Genomic DNA, 17,015 nt, shown 5'->3' with positions numbered 1-17,015 from the left:
CCTGATTCATGAACAACCGGATTCTCTTTGCTGCTCTGACACTATTGATCGTTGGCATCATGTTCGGTTCCTGCTATCAGAAAAATACGTTAAAGAAGAATTCTCTTCCGGATGTAGTCAGTTACAATTTTGATATAAGGCCCATTTTATCCGACAAATGTTTTGCCTGCCATGGACCTGACGCCAACAAACGGGAAGCGGGTCTCCGTCTGGATGTTGCAGAAAGTGCCTATGCCAAATTGAAAGACGGTCATGGTGTCGCTATTTTCCCAGGCAAACCGGAGCAGTCGGAATTGTACAAAAGAATTACATCGATTGATCCTGAATATCAAATGCCGACACCCGAGTCGCATTTGGGTTTATTGAGCGAAACGGAAATCGGTACTGTTAAAAAATGGATTGAGCAGGGAGCGAAATATGAAAAACACTGGGCCTTCACGGCTCCTGTTTTGCCAGCGATTCCGGAAGTTGATAAATCGGAATGGATGAAAAACGAGATTGACCATTTTGTATTGAAAAAATTAGAAGACGCTGGTCTACAACCCAATGAAGAGGCCGATAAAAGTCATTTACTGAAAAGAGTTGCACTGGATTTGACCGGGCTTCCGCCATCGTTGGAATTGCAAAATAAATTTGAGGCAGATAAAAGTGATAAGGCATACGAAAACATAGTTGATGACCTGATCAAACAAAAAACCTACGGTGAGAAAATGGCCGTTTACTGGCTGGATATGGCTCGTTATGCGGATTCCTATGGATATCAGGATGACGAGGTAAGAACGCAATGGCCATGGCGCGACTGGCTGATCAATGCCTTCAATAAAAACATGTCGTATGATCAGTTCCTGACCTGGCAAATTGCGGGAGACATGCTTCCAAATGCAAATAAAGAGCAGATTCTGGCAACGGCATTTTTCCGAAATCATAAATACACCGAAGAAGGCGGTGTAATTCCGGAAGAGTATCGGATTGAATATAATATCGATAAAACCAAAACATACAGTACTGGTGTACTGGGACTTACTGTTGAATGTGCCCAATGTCACGATCATAAGTACGATCCAATTTCTCAGGAGGATTATTACCGTCTTTTTGCCTTTTTCAATAATTCAAAGGAAGTTGGCTACGAAGGAGACGTTTCTCAGTCAAAACCTGCCAAAAATCCGATGATGTCCATTACAGATGAAGAGGTTAAAACCTTATTGTCTTTCATCAATCGCCCGGATACCAATCGATTAACTGTTTCGGTTTTGGGAGATCTGGACACATTGAGACCTACTCATATTTTGAACCGGGGTGTTTATGATGCGCCCGGGAAAGTGGTGAGAGCACGAGGACTACCCGCTGTGATGCAGTTTGACACAACAAAACTTCCACAAAACCGGCTTGGACTGGCAAAATGGACAACAAGCAAAACGAATCCTTTGACAGCAAGGGTTTTTGTAAATCAGGTTTGGCAGGAATTCTTTGGTCGCGGACTGGTGAAAAGTACCGGTGATTTTGGAATGCAGGGAGATTTGCCGACCAATCCTGCCTTGCTCGACTGGCTTGCCGTTGATTTTATGAACCACAATTGGGATATAAAACGACTTGTGAAACAGATCGTTACTTCTGCCACGTACCAGCAATCGGCTAAAATTACTGATGAAAAATTAAAGGCTGATCCTGAAAATATTCTTTTATCACGCGGACCGAGATATAGGTTGCCGGCAGAATTTGTTCGTGATATGGTGTTGTCTACAAGTGGCTTATTGAATCCAAAAATTGGCGGACCAAGCGTAAAACCTTACCAGCCAAAAGGACTTTGGGAAGCTGCGACATCAGGACGCGGATCGCTCAGAACTTATCAGCAGGATCGGGGAGAAGCGCTTTATCGAAGAGGAATGTACACGTTTATTAAACTGACCGTTCCGCCGCCATCCATGATCATTTTCGATGCAAGCAACCGGGATCATTGTGAAATAAAACGCTCGAAAACCAACACGCCGTTGCAGGCGCTGGTGATGCTGAATGACCCAACGGTGCTTGAAGCATCGCGGGTTTTGGCTGAACGAATTTCATTGAAATCTTCAAATACAGAGGATAAGATCAAAGAATCTTTCCAAAGAATTGTGTGTAGAAAACCGACGGATAAAGAATTGAAGCTGTTGACGGACTATTACAACGAAGAGGAAAGTGTATTTGTAAAAGATAAAAAGCAGGCTTTCAAAATATTGAATGTAGGGGAATATCCGCATGAGAAAAATGTGAAAGAAAACCAGGCGGCAGCGCTGATGCGGGTAATTAACACGCTGTATAATATGGAGGAAACGATCACGAAATCCTGATTAGCTATGAGCTGTTTTTGCCTTCGTTTGTGTCCTCACAAACGAATCGGGCGTCTTGCAAAAAGCTGTTTGTGAGGACACAAACAGCGGCGGAAAAGGGTTTGCCTTCGTTTGTGTCCCCACAAATGAATTGGGCATCGTGCAAAAAGCTGTTGTGAAGACACAAACCGCGGCAGAAGGACACAAACCGCGGCTAAGAAATAGTAGAAATATCATTTGAAAACGAAACAAAGCTAACAGCTCAAAGCCAGGAGCTAAAAGCTACCACTCATGGAAAAACAGGTTTTTGATTTTGGAATGAATACCACCAGACGACACTTTCTGTCCAAGCTTAGCCTGGGCCTTGGAAGTGCTGCTCTTGGTTCGTTGCTGATTCCCGATATTTTCAAAGGGAATGGCGATAGCGATATGAATGATCTCATGGCTGGTTTGCCGCATTTTGCACCAAAAGCCAAACGCGTTATTTACCTTTTCCAAAATGGCGCGCCTTCACAGCTCGATTTGTTCGATTACAAACCGATGTTGAACAAAATGCATGGTGAAGATTTGCCGGAATCAATTCGTGGTGGACAGCGACTGACTGGTATGACAGCCGATCAGGCCAAATTTCCGCTGGCAGGTTCGATTTTTAATTTCAAACAATACGGCAAATCAGGTGCATGGATGAGCGAATTGCTGCCATACATGGCGGGCATTGTCGATGATCTTTGCATCATAAAAACGTTAAATACCGAAGCCATTAACCACGATCCGGCACTAACGTTTTTCCAAACAGGCGCACAGGTTGGAAACCGGCCAAGTATGGGTGCGTGGCTGAGTTATGGTTTGGGAAGTGAGAATCAGAATTTGCCCGGATTTTGTGTTTTGTTGTCGAGAGGAAAGGGAAATGGGCAAGGGGTTTATTCCAAATTGTGGACAAACGGTTTTCTGGATTCGGTTCATCAGGGTGTGCAGTTTAGTAGTGGTGAAAATCCGGTTCTGTATCTGAACGATCCCGAAGGAATGGATCGCACGCAGCGTCGTAAAATGCTGGATAAGCTTTCTGAACTTAATCAGGGCACCTATGAGGACTTTGGCGATCCGGAAATTACGGCCAAAGTGCAGCAGTATGAAATGGCTTTCCGAATGCAAACAGCTGTTCCCGAAATCACGGATATGAGCAAAGAGCCTGAATCTATCGTGAAAATGTATGGGCCGGAATGTTTGGTTCCGGGTACGTATGCAGCGAATTGTCTTTTGGCAAGAAAGTTATCCGAGCAAGGCGTCCGCTTTATCCAGCTTTATCATCAGGGTTGGGATAGTCATGGTGGTTTGCCTAATGAAATAAAAGGTCAATGTATGGATGTAGATCAGGCATCGGCAGCATTAATTACCGATCTGAAACAGCGCGGATTATTGGATGAAACGCTTGTGATCTGGGGTGGAGAATTTGGTCGGACAAACTATTGCCAGGGAGCGTTGACAAAGGATAATTATGGCCGTGACCACCATCCGAGAGCATTTACGGTTTGGATGGCAGGTGGTGGAATTAAGCCCGGAATTGTATACGGCGAGACCGACGAATTCGGCTATAACATTGTGAAAGATCCTGTTCACGTTCACGATTTTCATGCAACGATTCTGAATCAATTAGGGCTTGATCATGAGAAACTGGTTTTCAAAAATCAAGGTCGACGTTACCGGCTTACGGACGTAGCTGGCAAGCTGGTAAAAGGTATTATTGCTTAAATGGAATCAGTTTCTAAACCCACGCATCAACATTTACCGAATCCGAAAGAGCCAGCCTGGGCTGGTTGGGTATACAACGTTACCTTTTTTCTCAACGGATTACTCATATTTATCCTCATTTTCGAGAACAGTTTTGCCGTACCGTATTGGATGCAGGCAGTTGGGCGAATGCATCCGCTGGTTTTACATTTCCCTTTGGTTGTGTTGATGCTGTATGCGTTTTGGACTTTAATTGTTGAGAAAAAGGATTCCACACGTTGGCATGAGAATCTGGCCGACACGCTGTTTCTTATCGGAATTTTCACAGCTGTAATCGCTGCATTTTCCGGTTTCATTTTGTCGCAGGAAGAAGGTTATGAAGACAATGCGCTGTTTTGGCACAAATGGATGGGAATTGCTATTTCCATAGGTGGTATTGTCTGGTATAGCTTTCGCCACTATTTGCCCATTTGGAAAATCCCTGCGAAGATTCTTGCCGCCGCCTTTTTATTTCTCCTGATCGTTGGAGGGCATTTGGGAGGAAATCTAACCCATGGAGAAGATTTCCTGATTTCTCCAATACCCGTTTCCAATGAAACAGAAAAGAAAGTCGCCATTGAGGACGCCAAGGTATACGACGATTTGGTACAACCTGTTCTTCAGCAAAAATGCTATTCATGCCATAATGCTGAGAAATCGAAGGGAAACCTCCAAATGCAAACGAAGGAGTTGTTGGCAAAAGGAGGCAAAAACGGGATACTTTGGGATACGACGAAAGCGGATCTTGGATTACTTTTAAACCGCGTTCATTTGCCTCTTGATGATAAAAAGCACATGCCGCCAAGAGGAAAAGTGCAGTTAACTGACGAAGAGATTGTCTTAATAGCGGCTTGGGTCAAAGACGGTTCCCGCTTCGATCAGATGGTGAGTTCGCTGTCTCCTCAAAGTGCGGTTTATGCGTATGCGGAGAATATACTTGGAGGAGGAAGAACGGAAGAAGAATATGATTTCAGTGCTGCGAATGCCGATAAGGTAAAGGAATTGAACACGAATTACAGACTGATTAAATCGCTATCCGCAGAATCTCCGGCGCTGTTTGTGAACTTTTACAATCGGGCCAATTTTAAAGCAGAAGATATTTCGGCACTGTTGCCTTTAAAAGAACAGATCGTTTCAATGGATTTGAGCAAAATGCCGGTGAAAGATGAGGATATAAAAGCAATTGCTCAATTTCCTGAATTACGAAAACTGATATTGAATTTTACTGATGTTCAGGGTACTACATTAGGAGAATTGAAAAAGCTGACCAAGTTGAGAGAGTTGTCGTTAAGCGGGACTTCCGTCAAACTGGCGCAGGTGAAAGTTTTGGAACAAACACCGTCGCTGAAAAAAGTGTATGTCTGGAGCACAGGAATTTCGACCGAAGAACTGGCGTTATTGAGAAAGGAAAAGAAAATCAGTTTCGAGACAGGTTACCGGAGTGACACCGTTGTTCTCGCCCTGAATCCACCCATTATTGAAAACGAAAATCAGATTATTTCCGGCGGCACCAAAATCACATTGAAACATCAGATTCCCGGCACGACGATCCGATATACGCTGGACGGCAGAGAACCGGATAGCACCACGTCGCTAGTCTATAAGAAGCCGATTGACATCGCGAAAAATACGAAGATCAAAGCAAGAGCATTTAAGAATGGCTGGTATGGAAGCAAAGGTGTGGATAAATACTTTTTTAAATCCGCATTTCATATTGACAGCGTGCGGCTAATCACGCAACCTGATGTTAAATATCCTGCGCAAAAGGACATTACGATTGCAGATGGAGTAAAGAGTGACAACACTCCTTCCAGTGGAAAATGGCTGGGATACAGAGATCAGCCATTTGAATCCTATTTATTTTTCACAAATTCTGTAAAGGCGCAAAATGTGACACTGAGTATGCTCAGGAATGTAGGCGGCTACATTTTCCCTCCGACGAGAATTGAAATTTGGGGTGGAAAAGATGAGAAAAATTTAAAACTATTAAAAGTACTCACTCCCGAATTGCCTGTAAAAGAAACCCCAAATGTGGATAACATGGTTTTTGAAGCAGATTTCGAATCTCAGGAATTAAGCTGCATCAAAATCATTGCAAAACCATTGGCAAAATTACCTGCCTGGCATCCCGGAAAAGGAGAAAAGGCTTGGGTTTTTGTGGATGAGGTTTTTGTGAATTGAGAGGAAAATGCATTTTTTTAATGCAAAAACTCCGAATTTTTGCACAGATTTAATGCAAAAAATTCGGAGCAGTGCAATGAATGTATTTTAGTTTTTCAAAAAGAAAATGCCCTCAAAACCAATCCGCCCACAATCGCGCCAACAATTGGTGCTACCACGGGAATCCATCCATATCCCCAATCGGACGACCCTTTGTTTGGAATAGGCAAAATAGAATATGCCAGTCTCGGTCCCAGATCCCTGACCGGATTGATAGCGTAGCCTGTCGTTCCGCCTAATGAAAGTCCGATACTCCACACCAACATACCAACCAGATAGGGTGCTATACCGGAAGGGATTCCACCTTTATCAGGATCTGAGGTTCCGGCGTACCCAATTGCAACAACTCCAACAATAAGTACGATTGTTGCAATAAATTCGCTCAAAAAATTGGGTCCGGATGACCTTATTGCGGGGCCTGTTGCAAAACATGCAAGTTTTGATCCAGGATCTTCCGTTGCTTTCCAATGGGGATAATAATTCAGCCAAACGAGAACTGCTCCCAGAAAGGCCCCAATCAGTTGGGCTAGGAGGTAGGTGGGTACCATGCTAAAATCGTTCCGTAATACGGCGAAGCCAATGGTAACAGCGGGATTAATATGTGCAGCCGCACTTCCAAATGCATTGGCAGTAAACACACCTAACATGACGGCAAAAGCCCATCCAGCGGTAATCACGATCCAGCCGGCACTTTCGCCTTTGGTTTGTTTAAGAACTACATTGGCTACAACACCATTGCCTAATAAAATAAGGGTCATAGTTCCGATTAACTCTCCGAGAAATGGCGATTGATGCATGTTGGTGATAACAGTTCAGATTTGACAGGCGAATATGCGAATTGTTTTAAAATATCTTTCATGAATACCAAAAAGAATATTTCATGTTGGATTTACCAGTTTTGGACGCCGATTTCTGCTAACTTTGTGTGATAATCTATTCTTCTGTATTGAAAATCATGTCATTAAACCAACTTACGGCTATTTCACCGGTAGACGGCCGTTACTACAAACAAGTCTCTGAGCTTTCGGCCTACTTTTCGGAATACGCACTTATTTACTACCGCGTGTATGTTGAAATCGAATATTTTATCGCGTTATGTGAAATTCCTCTCCCTCAGCTAGCCGAGTTCGATAAGAAAAAATATGCTTCCCTGCGTAAGATATATGAAGATTTTTCAGAACAGGATGCACTGCATATAAAAGACATCGAAAAGACGACCAATCATGATGTGAAGGCTGTTGAATATTTTATCAAGGAACAGTTTGAGAAACTGGAAATAGAATCTTTTCAGGAGTTTATCCACTTTGGATTAACTTCTCAGGATATAAATAACACAGCGATTCCATTGTCATTGAAAGATGCGATGGAACGTCAGGTGAAGCCATTATTCCGTCAGGTTCTTTTTGTGCTAAAAAGAATGTCGATTGAGTGGAAAAATGTACCTATGCTTGCTTTCACGCACGGGCAGCCTGCGTCTCCTACACGTGTAGGGAAAGAGTTTTTGGTATTTGTGGAACGTCTTGAACGCCAGTTAGAGATGTTAGACAAAATTCCAAATTCGGCGAAATTCGGAGGTGCAACAGGTAACTTCAATGCGCACCATGTAGCCTATCCAAAGCAGGACTGGATGGCATTCGGGAATCATTTTGTGGAAGGGCTCGGACTGAAAAGAAGCAGGCATACAACCCAAATTGAACATTATGACAACCTTGCGGCAACGTTTGACTGTCTGAAAAGATTAAATACGATTCTTACCGATTTGAACCGGGATATGTGGACCTACATTTCCATGGGATATTTCAAACAGAAAATTAAGGCTGGCGAAGTTGGCTCATCTGCAATGCCGCATAAGGTGAATCCGATCGATTTTGAAAACTCGGAAGGAAATCTTGGACTGGCATCTGCTTTGTTTGAGCACTTTGCTGCAAAACTTCCTATCTCAAGAATGCAGCGTGACTTAACGGATTCTACTGTACTGCGTAATATAGGTGTGCCGATTGCGCACCAGTGTATTGCTCTTAACTCTTTAATTAAAGGTTTAGGGAAAGTGGAGCTGAATGGCGAAATTCTGAAAGCAGAGCTTGAAGACAACTGGGCTGTGATTTCAGAGGCAATCCAGACTATACTTCGTCGTGAAGGTTATCCAAAACCATACGAAGCGCTGAAAGAACTCACTCGTACCAACGAAAAAATCACCCACGATTCCATTTCCAGATTTGTGGAGACTCTGGAGGTTTCCGAGCAAATTCGTGAAGAATTGAGAGCGCTAACTCCTTTCAATTACTTGGGGGTAGTTGAGGAGACGAAATAGTTAGGAATAGTCATTAAAGGATCAAGAAAGGAATCAATCGGGAGATTGATTCCTTTCTTGATTTATATACATGTGCAATAAGGATAATTAATTATATATAAATGTTTTTTATATATTTACTCTGTTATTTTTTCACATGTAAACGACAACGTCATGTTTCTAAAACGATTCAAAGGATTAACAATCCACTCCCAGTTTATGCTTCTGGTCTTGTCGCTTTACCATGTACAAGCCCAGAGCCCTATTACGCTAACTACTGAGCAGTCGGGTAATTTTACAAATGTCAAAAAATACATAAATGAAAGTCCGAACCAGGATTCTGCATTCGTTTATATTGTAAAGTTTTCGAAGGATCTCACGAAGGAAACAAAGGGATTGTTGAGTGACGAGATTCACTATCCTCTCGCCCAGATGCTGATCGATACATCGGGTAAGAACGCCTCTGAAAAAAAGGAATTTGCAACAACTTTGTTAGGTTTATTGACACGTGACACAACAACCGAGTTGTCAACTTTAGTACGTCCACTCGACCTTTGGATGAAAATCCAGGCATCTGCTAAAAACCCGACCCAGGTAACAACACTCATCAATAAGTTTATCAAAAATGAAGTTGAGTCAAATGATTTATATGCCAGCAAATCAGGACGATATGGGGTGTTGATATATAAAGCAATCGTAGGGAATCCGGCTTTATCTGAGGTTTCTGAACAACTTTTCGTCGCTTTAAGTAAACAATTTGGCAATGCTCCAATCTCTGTGACCGAGTCGACTCCATATGATGAACTACGGAGACGATCCTGGTTGAGGTATATTTACGCCAGCTTAAATTTGTTGAGAGCCATCAATACCCAGAATTTGGAGGAGAAAGAGTCCAGTCTAAAAATTGCTTTCAAAAATAGTCCTGATCGAATAGATTTAACCAACTATGGATTTTATTACGACATGCCCTTTCTATTTGGTGCAGATAAAATCTCCTTTCAGAGCGATTATTTGACTTTCTTGACGCAACAAAAAGCTGATAACAATAAATTGATTCCTGTACTACTGGAAATGTCTCTAGCTGATCCCACACACAAAAGTCAGTTAGAAGAAGTCTACGGCCGAACAGATAATAACAAAATGAGTTTCGAAGCTTATTGGCTCGAAAACGTAAACAGTAGATCGGCAAATATTCCGCCCATTGAGCTTTCTATGCTGGATGATAAGAAATTTTTAGGAAAAGAATTGAACGGGAAGTGGATTTTGATCGACTTTTGGGGGACTTGGTGTGCGCCTTGCCGGGAAGAGCATCCTGATCTCGAAAATTTATATCAGTCGTACATCAAGCCAAAACAAGATAAAATGACCGTTTTGACTATTGCGTGCAACGACAAGAAGGACAAAGTTTTGGGTTATATTCAGGAGAAAAAATTTACTTTTCCTGTTGCCATGTCAGACGGCAAAGTTGAGAAAAGTTTTGCCGTAACTTACTATCCAACAAAATTGTTAATCACTCCACAAGGAAAATACCTTCGGGTACCGAATGGCAAAAACTGGGTAGAATTTGTAAAACTGTATACTGGTCTTTGAAAAATTAAAGCCTGCCCGATTTTTAAAGCCGGACAGGCTCTACTCATACTCACCCACACTTCGAACTGCCGCAATCCTTACAAGTCAAACATCCTTCCTGATACATCAGATTTGTAGAATTACAGTTCTGGCAGCTTTGCTTTTTTACTTCCGTACCATCCGGGACATAACGTTTCAAGGCACGGGCTACACCGTTTTTCCAGGTATTGATGGATTCATCCAGTTGCAAACTACTGATCAGGTCTACCACTTTTTCAATTGGCATTCCGTGACGTAATGTGCTGGAAATCAACTTGGCGTAGTTCCAATATTCCGGATTGAACTTGTGAGATAAGCCTTCGATGGTCGTTTTGTAACCTCTTGTGTTTTTATATTGGAAATCGTAGCGTGAACTTCCATCAGCTTCGCGGTTCTTGATGATCAAACCTTCATCAACCCATCTTGGAATCAATATTCCGTCTTCATCATCCGCAAAACCAGTGAAAATTTCGTAGGGTTTGTCATCTATTAAGCCAATAAAAGCAATCCATTTGTCTTTTTTATTCTGGAAACGAACAACTTCCGCCTCAAGCGTCTGAGGACGGATAGTCGGGAATGGAGTATTAGCAACCACTTCCGGTTCTTTTTGTTTGTCGTCCGCTGAGATCAGAACGCCTGAACGTGAACCATCACGATATACTGTAACTCCCTTGCAACCCGCTTTCCAGGCTTCCATGTAACACTCGCCTACCAATTCCTCGGTCACATCGTTTGGCATGTTGATCGTAACGCTGATCGAATGGTCCACCCACTTTTGAATAGCACCTTGCATTTTTACCTTATTCAGGTAATTTACGTCGTTTGAAGTCGCTTTGTAGTAAGGCGATTTCTTAACGATTTCTTCCAGTTCTTTTTCCGAGTAATTCACCGAAGTATCATAGCCATTGATCTCCATCCATTGCTTGAAACGATGGTGGAAAACGATGTATTCTTCCCATGAATCACCCACTTCATCCACAAAGTCAACACGAACATCTTTGTCATTCGGGTTCACTTTTCTTCTTCTTTTATAAACCGGCATGAAAACCGGCTCAATTCCCGAACTGGTTTGAGACATCAAACTCGTTGTTCCGGTAGGAGCGATGGTCAGCAATGCAATATTCCTTCTGCCATATTCCAGCATTTCATAATAAAGCTGTGCATCGGCTTCTTTCAAACGAAGAATAAAAGGATTATTTTTCTCTCTTTCTGAGTCAAAAATGGAGAATGCACCACGTTCTTTGGCTGTATGCACAGAAGCCCTGTAAGCTTCCAAAGCAACCGTTTTATGGATTTCAACAGAGAATTCGGTTCCTTCATCACTTCCGTACCGCAATCCCAACGCAGCAAGCATGTCACCTTCCGCAGTGATACCAATCCCGGTTCTTCTGCCTTCATTAGCTTTGGTCTGGATATTGAGCCAAAGGTTACGTTCTGTCCGTTTGATCTCCGCATCTTCTGGATCTTCATCGATTTTTAAAAGTATCGCGTCAATCTTTTCCAATTCCAGATCAATGATGTCATCCATCATCCGTTGTGCGGCAGCAATGTGTTTTTTGAACAAAGTCCAATTGAATGCAGCCTCTTTGGTAAACGGATTTTCTACATAAGAGAACAAATTGATTGCAAGCAAACGGCACGAATCGTACGGACAAAGCGGTATCTCACCGCATGGGTTGGTAGAAACCGTTTCGTATCCCAAATCGGCATAACAATCCGGAACTGATTCACGGATAATCGTATCCCAGAACAGAATTCCAGGCTCAGCCGAACGCCATGCATTGTGTACTATTTTCTTCCAAAGCGCATTTGCATCAATATCCTTTTGGTAAGTTGGCGTGGCGCTATTGATCGGATATTGCTGGTTGTAAAGACTGTTGGATTCAACAGCTCTCATAAACGCATCGTCAATACGAACCGAAACATTAGCACCGGTCACTTTGCCGGATTCCATTTTTGCATCGATGAAATTTTCAGAATCCGGGTGTTTAATTGCCACAGAGAGCATCAATGCGCCACGGCGACCGTCCTGAGCTACTTCGCGTGTTGAATTTGAGTACCGCTCCATAAAGGGAACAATACCCGTTGAAGTTAGCGCCGAATTTTTAACAGGCGATCCTTTCGGGCGGATGTGTGACAAATCGTGACCAACACCTCCACGACGTTTCATCAGCTGCACCTGCTCCTGATCCACTTTCATAATTCCGCCGTAAGAATCCGCAGCAGAACCATTGCCGATCACAAAGCAGTTGGACAAAGAAGCGATCTGGAAAGGGTTTCCGATTCCGGTCATCGGGCTTCCTTGTGGTATAATGTATTTGAAATCCTTGATCAGGTCGAAAATTTCGTCCTCACTTAGTGGATTTGGATAACGTACTTCTATCCTTGCAATTTCTTTTGCAATCCTGCGATGCATGTCATCCGGAGTCGCTTCGTAGATCGCTCCGTAAGAATCTTTAAGAGCATATTTGTTCACCCAAACGCGGGCCGCAAGTTCGTCTCCTTTAAAGTATTGAACCGAAGCCTGATACGCTTCGTCGCTGGTGTAGGTCTGTTCCGTTTGAAAGGAATTGGTAACTTCCATTTTGTGTGTTGGTATGTGTTGGGGTTAAAAATCGAGCTGGTAAATTTAGTAAATTAATACATGTTACGAAGATTTAAATGGAGAAAAGTTTACAGAAATTATTTGTAACTAATTTATAGTGAGTTCATTATTTTTTAGTTGTAGAAAAAAGTTTACAAAAAAGTATTTTTCTATTTGCTGTTAAAGTGGTTTAGCGATGGGCAATAAAAGGGCTATAATTTAAGGGGTTACAAAAAAAGAGACCAAATATTCTGATCTCTTTTCTGTAATTTCAAATACAATTATTACAATTTGGCTGCCATCAGATCACTTGGTTTCTGGTTGTGTTTTCAGGTATTTATCCAGAAACGCCAGTGTCTTTTTGGAGGTGGTGATCTGGTTTTCTTTTTTTACAAATCCATGACCTTCATCGCGGTATACCACATACTCAACCGGTATACCGTTTTTCTTCACGCCCGCTACAATTTCATCGCTCTCCACTTTCAAAACCCGAACATCGTTCGCGCCTTGGAAAACGATTAGTGGTTTTTTAATTTTTTCATAATTGAATAAAGGCGAAATGCTTTTAAGTCGAACGCTGTCCGCGGTTGACGGGTCACCCAGTTCATCATAAAGTGCTTTTCGGGCTGCTTCCCAGTATGGCGGAATGCTTCTCAATGTACGTAGCCAGTTGGCAACACCGAACAAATCCACCCCAACTTTAAATTCGTCCGGCTGAAATGCAAGTGCGGCCAAAACCATACAGCCTCCATAACTGCCGCCATAAATTCCTATCGCACTGCTGTCGATATAATTTTGCTCGGCAAGCCATTTTTTACCCCAAACACAATCCTTCAAATCGCCGTTGCTGTGGTCTTTGTTGTCCATTTTATAAAATGTCTTTCCATATCCGCTGCTACCGCGGTTGTTCACAGCGAGTACTGCATAGCCATGATTCACCAGATATTGAATGGAATTGCTGAACCCAACCCGACTTTGTCCACCCGGACCGCCATGAACCCAAACCAGCGCCGGGGTTTTGCTGTCCTTGCTGGCTTGTAGCGGTTTGTAATAAATCGCAGGGATCTCTTTTCCGTCAAAAGATTTAAAACGAACCACTTCCGCTTTTACCAGATCATTCTCATCAATTGCCTTGTTTAGCGTCGACGTGAGTTGTTTCAACTCCTTCTTTTCAAAATTATAGGTATACAGGTTTGTCGGGCTTGTGCTGCTGCCTACGGTTAACAGCATATTCCTTTCCGTTGGAGAAATAATGACATTCAGCACATCCGCATCCTTGATATCCGGGAAATTGATGGCTTTGCCACTTGCGTGATCGAATAGCAGCACCTTGTTTTTGCCATCATCGTTAATGAAAATGGTGTGATATTTCTCATTCTCACTCAGGCTCATGTTTACCACGTCCCATTTGTCTTCAAAGTATTTTTCGGCCTTTCCGCTATTGATGTTGTATTTAGTGATGTAGGTAAACTCGCTTCCGTCGCTCGTGGCATAGTACATAATGCTGTCGTTTTTCTCAAAAGCCAGCGGGAACCAAATCGCTTCGTTGTCGTTGCTCAGGCGTTTGGTTGTTTTTGAAGTGCGGTCGTACAAATACAGGTCGTTTTTATCTGATGTGATTTCCTTCGTTAGGGCCACATAACGTTCGCTTTTGCTCACACCCGATGGTGTATAACCATCTTTGTTTTCGAAAAGCAAAGTAGGCTTCCATGATGCCGTTTCCAGTTTCCATATGTCAAAAAACTTAGGATCGCGTTTGTTGCTGCTCACGTACATCGCCTTTTTATCGTCGCTCCATCCGGCAAAATTGTTTGCGCTTTTTGGCCAGGGCGTAAGATCTTTTGCGGTAGAATCGGTCTTGCTTCTCAAATAAAGATGCGCATTCTCGTCACCACCCTGATCGGCGGAATAAATATAATTGTCACTTTTGGGAAGATAATCAACTGCGAAAAATGATTCCTTTTTCGACGATGTGAGTTCTTTGGAAGTAGTGTCGGCAACGTTTAGTTCATATACGTTGAAAATTCCGGAGGAATTATTGCTTACCAACACCTTCGATTCATCGGCACTGAAACCGGCAGCTGAAACCGACAAGTTGCTGGCCAGCTGCTCAATGGTGTACTGTTTTGGTATTCGGGATTTGTCTTCTTCCTTTTTATTACAAGAACCTAATAGCCCGGCCATAACTACCACGGCTAGTACTGATTTTGACTGAACCATCATCATTATCAAAGTTTTAGTGAGAGAATTTGTTTCTATAAAGTTATGAAATACAAATACTTACTAATAGAAAATTGTGGATTTTGATTTAGCGTGTAGTTGGGTAAGTTGAGGGTTGTCAGGTTGGCGGGGAGGAAGTCTGCAACAGGTGCATTATCCAAAACGCCAATGTCCTTTTAGAAGTAGTGATCTGGTTTTCTTTTTCCTCAAACGCATGACTTCGTCCGGGTTAATCCACCGACTCAAATCCTCATATTTTCGTTCTGCGGGCTGTTATCTATCACCTTTTTTAAGGACAGCCTGTGCTCTTTCGAAACCGTTAAATAAGTTTTAGGTTCAAATAGTCTGCCATGGGTTTAAGAGATATTATTTATGAATATATTCATGTAACACATTGAAAATCAGTCATATATAAATCTACAAGACTATGAAAATGTTCTACAACCCTCTTCGAAATAGGTCGCTTGGCGCCTTGTCACATTTTGTGTCGTTTACCTGTTTTTTTTATTGTATGTTTTTTGTTGTTGGGAAATCCACAGCTCAGTGTGACTTCGATAGTCCTGGGGTGTCGCTAAATACTACTACATTTGATGGTACTAATTGTCAGGTAAATATTGATTTGTCCTTTGACCTCGAGAGTAACAATGGTAACAAGTTTATTTTTGTACATCTCTGGACACTGGATGGGTACACAGCTTCTCATCCTATTCCCTACAGTTCTGCCCCCACCAGTACGCAGCTAGGCAATGCTCTGGCAACCCTGGTGATAGATAACACTAATGCTATTCCTGTTCTCCTTGAGGAATACAGGGCAGATGCAGCAGTTTCTCCTATGTTTACGGGTATAACAATAACAAAGGGAGGAGGGCTTAATGCGGGTTTTGATAGGTATACCGTAACTAATTTAACATTAACAATTCCAGGCTCCTGTAACTCGGTGCCAAGTCTTAAAGGTGATGCCTGGTCTACAAATGCGAATTCACAAAATCCTACGGTACATTGTTCTACTTTGGGATTTCAACTTGTAAATAATGATATTGAATTAAGTGGAAACCTTAATTGTAACGATCCGGCATCAAATAGCTATGACATAGACGTGACGACCACTGCAACTACCCCGTTTGAGATAAATTATAAAGTTTATTTGGATGATGGAGACGGTATTTTAGAGGCGGGTACAACGGATAATGAAATAGAAGCCGGTACAGCAATGATTTCATCGGTGTCACCACTTTCCTTGTCTGATGTGTTGTATGCTCATACTGAAATTGAAAAAATACGAAGTCTTTGGGTTGTAGTTGACGGGCAGGCTGTTCCTTACTTTTCGGTAGAGGAATTAGTTAGCACCTGTATTCTCCCGGTTAAAATGACCTATTTTAACGTCAATTCGGGATAAGAATCTTTGCTTATTATTTATAAAAACAGGGAAAATATTGGTATATTTAAGTATCTGACATTCAAATATTTAACCGATATTCTCCCATGTTTTCAAAGGATAAAGTTACCGAAATATTTTGCATTGTAGACGATTTCACTAAGGAATTTGAGTCACGAATCAAAGATATGAAATTGGCTCAGCTCGCCACGGATAAACAGCACAGAAACAGGGCTTTATCCATGTCAGATTCTGAGATATTGACCATTTTGATCTGTTTCCATTTAGGAGCTCATCGAACTTTTAAGCATTACTATCAACAGATAGTCCAGGATCACTGGGCGGATTTATTTCCTAAGTCACTGTCTTATAATAGGTTTGTTGAGATACAGAGTCGCTATTTTATTGTTTTGGCTTTATTCTTGAAAGAAAAATCCCTGGGAAAGTGTACGGGGATTAGCTTTATAGATAGTACCACAATTAAAGTTTGCAGAAACCAGAGAATTCATAACCATAAGGTATTCAAAACATTAGCTGAGAGAGGGAAGTCTTCAATGGGCTGGTTCTACGGTTTTAAGCTGCATCTAGTTTGCAATGAAAAGGGAGAATTACTTTCATTCTATTTGACCAAAGGCAATGTCGATG

General features: G+C 42.1%; 10 protein-coding genes. 7 read left to right on the top strand and 3 right to left on the bottom strand.

Annotation, left to right across the window (positions count from 1 at the left end; all coding sequences use genetic code 11):
* The first annotated feature begins 8 nt into the window (after positions 1 to 8).
* The 3 genes from LZG71_RS21145 (at position 9) to LZG71_RS21135 (ending at position 6,254) form a co-directional block, all read left to right on the top strand.
* The gene (locus LZG71_RS21145) at positions 9 to 2,327 is read left to right on the top strand and encodes a PSD1 and planctomycete cytochrome C domain-containing protein (protein ID WP_409013649.1); all 2,319 of its coding nucleotides are present in this window, start codon (positions 9 to 11) and stop codon (positions 2,325 to 2,327) included.
* Positions 2,328 to 2,597: 270 nt separating this feature from the next.
* Positions 2,598 to 4,055: a DUF1501 domain-containing protein gene (locus LZG71_RS21140; protein ID WP_233823770.1), complete on the top strand. Its 1,458-nt coding sequence runs from the start codon at positions 2,598 to 2,600 to the stop codon at positions 4,053 to 4,055.
* Positions 4,056 to 6,254: an FN3 associated domain-containing protein gene (locus tag LZG71_RS21135; RefSeq protein WP_233823769.1), complete on the top strand. Its 2,199-nt coding sequence runs from the start codon at positions 4,056 to 4,058 to the stop codon at positions 6,252 to 6,254.
* Positions 6,255 to 6,349: 95 nt separating this feature from the next.
* On the opposite strand, the gene LZG71_RS21130 is transcribed toward LZG71_RS21135, so the two are convergent.
* Positions 6,350 to 7,090 (bottom strand): MIP/aquaporin family protein, encoded by a 741-nt coding sequence (locus LZG71_RS21130; protein WP_233823767.1) that lies wholly within the window; start codon positions 7,088 to 7,090, stop codon positions 6,350 to 6,352.
* A gap of 158 nt (positions 7,091 to 7,248) precedes the next feature.
* Here LZG71_RS21130 and purB point away from each other — a divergent pair, with 158 nt between their 5' ends.
* Both purB and LZG71_RS21120 read left to right on the top strand, forming a co-directional pair.
* Positions 7,249 to 8,604: an adenylosuccinate lyase gene (purB, locus tag LZG71_RS21125; RefSeq protein WP_233823765.1), complete on the top strand. Its 1,356-nt coding sequence runs from the start codon at positions 7,249 to 7,251 to the stop codon at positions 8,602 to 8,604.
* Positions 8,605 to 8,757: 153 nt separating this feature from the next.
* On the top strand, positions 8,758 to 10,173 hold the full coding sequence (locus LZG71_RS21120; RefSeq protein ID WP_233823763.1) for a TlpA disulfide reductase family protein: 1,416 nt from the start codon (positions 8,758 to 8,760) through the stop codon (positions 10,171 to 10,173).
* A 49-nt stretch (positions 10,174 to 10,222) separates the two neighbouring features.
* Here LZG71_RS21120 and LZG71_RS21115 read toward each other — a convergent pair whose 3' ends face one another.
* Both LZG71_RS21115 and LZG71_RS21110 read right to left on the bottom strand, forming a co-directional pair.
* On the bottom strand, positions 10,223 to 12,775 hold the full coding sequence (locus LZG71_RS21115) for an adenosylcobalamin-dependent ribonucleoside-diphosphate reductase (protein WP_233823761.1): 2,553 nt from the start codon (positions 12,773 to 12,775) through the stop codon (positions 10,223 to 10,225).
* A gap of 306 nt (positions 12,776 to 13,081) precedes the next feature.
* Complete coding sequence (locus LZG71_RS21110; RefSeq protein ID WP_233823759.1) at positions 13,082 to 15,001, bottom strand: alpha/beta fold hydrolase; 1,920 nt, start codon at positions 14,999 to 15,001, stop codon at positions 13,082 to 13,084.
* 421 nt (positions 15,002 to 15,422) lie between these two features.
* Between LZG71_RS21110 and LZG71_RS21105 the strand changes: the two genes are divergently transcribed.
* Entirely contained in the window at positions 15,423 to 16,391 is a 969-nt protein-coding gene (locus LZG71_RS21105) for a hypothetical protein (protein ID WP_233823757.1), read from the top strand.
* 86 nt (positions 16,392 to 16,477) lie between these two features.
* Positions 16,478 to 17,015, top strand: a 538-nt coding sequence (locus tag LZG71_RS21100) for an IS982 family transposase (RefSeq protein ID WP_233823755.1), incomplete at its 3' end; no start/stop codon positions are given.

Origin of the sequence: Dyadobacter sp. CY312 (assembly GCF_021390535.1) — a bacterium.
Classification (GTDB): domain Bacteria; phylum Bacteroidota; class Bacteroidia; order Cytophagales; family Spirosomataceae; genus Dyadobacter.
Note: the sequence above shows the minus strand (reverse complement) of the source record. Positions and strands in the feature narration are given on the sequence as shown.